Below are 1,453 nucleotides of genomic sequence, written 5' to 3' on the forward strand. Positions count from 1 at the left end.
TGGTGGCCAGGGCCGTCAGCACCGACTCCTGGCCTGTCACGCCCGCCGCTCCGTACGCGCGGTCCTTGACAAGTTCCACGTAGTCGTCGGTGAAGGTCCAGAAGAACGCTTCGGTGAGCTGCAGGGCACGGGCATATTCATACCGCTCGAAGGCCGTGGTGGCCTGCGCCGTGACGTCGCGCAGTTGCGCCAAAAGGGCATGATCGAGCGGATTGGTGACCAGCGCCAGCGCTTCCGGTGCCGCGGAACGTTCAGTGGCACCGAGGTTCAGCACGAACTTGGAGGCGTTGAGCAGCTTGATGGCGAGCCGGCGGCCGATCTTCATCTGAGCGATCTCGTAGGCGGTGTCGACACCAAGCTTGGCCGATGCAGCCCAGTAACGCACGGCGTCGGCGCCGAACTGCTCGAGCACGTCGGTGGGGACCACCACGTTGCCCTTCGACTTCGACATCTTCTTCCGGTCCGGATCGAGGATCCAGCCAGACAGTGCTGCGTGCCGCCACGGGGGCGAGTCCTGCAGCGCGTCGGCACGCACCGCCGTGGAGAACAGCCAGGTGCGGATGATGTCGTGTCCCTGCGGCCGCAGGTCGAACGGGAACACCCGGGCGAACAGGTCCTCGTCCCGGGTCCAACCGCCGACGATCTGGGGAGTCAGTGAGGAGGTGGCCCAGGTGTCGAGGACATCGCTGTCGCCGATGAAGCCCCCCGGTGAGTTCCGCTGGCCCTCGTCGAAACCGGGCGCCGGTTCGGCTGCGGGGTCGACGGGCAGGGACTCGAAGCCGGGGACGATCGGCGCCTCGTAGTCGGGTTCCCCGTTGGCATCGAGGCGGTACCAGACCGGCACCGGGACGCCGAAGAAGCGCTGGCGGGAGACGAGCCAGTCGCCGTTGAGGCCCTCGATCCAGTTCTCGTAGCGCGAGCGCATGAACGGCGGGTGGAACTCGATCTCACGGCCGCGCCGGATCAGGCGTTCGCGCTTCGCCTCGTCGCGGCCTCCGTTGCGGATGTACCACTGGCGGCTCGTGACCACCTCGAGGGGCCGATCGCCCTTCTCGTAGAAGTTCACCGGGTGCGTGATCTTCTTCGGTTCGCCGTCGAGGTCCCCGCTGGCGCGCAGGAGCTCGACCGCGGCCTCCTTGGCACTGAAGATGGTCTTGCCCGCGAGCGCATCGTAGTTGCCGCGGGCCTCCGGCGTCGTGATCCAGTCCGGGCTCTCGTTGCGGATGCGCCCGTCACGGCCCACCACGGCGCGTGTGGGCAGCTGCAGTTCCCGCCACCAGGTGACGTCCGTGGGATCGCCGAAAGTGCAGATCATGGCGATACCGCTGCCCTTGTCGGGCTTGGCGAGGGGGTGCGCCTTGACCTCCACCTCGACGCCGAACAGGGGAGTGGTCACCGTGGTGCCGAAGAGCGGCTTGTAGCGTTCGTCGTCGGGATGGGCCACCAGGGCCAC

General features: G+C 67.5%; 1 protein-coding gene. It reads right to left on the reverse strand.

The window, feature by feature from the left end; genetic code table 11:
- A partial coding sequence (locus Y705_RS21590) for a class I tRNA ligase family protein (RefSeq protein ID WP_155850121.1) occupies window positions 1–1,453 on the reverse strand: 1,453 nt, incomplete at both ends.

This window comes from Arthrobacter sp. H41 (genome assembly GCF_000520535.1).
In the GTDB taxonomy this organism is placed as follows: Bacteria; Actinomycetota; Actinomycetes; order Actinomycetales; family Micrococcaceae; genus Arthrobacter_D.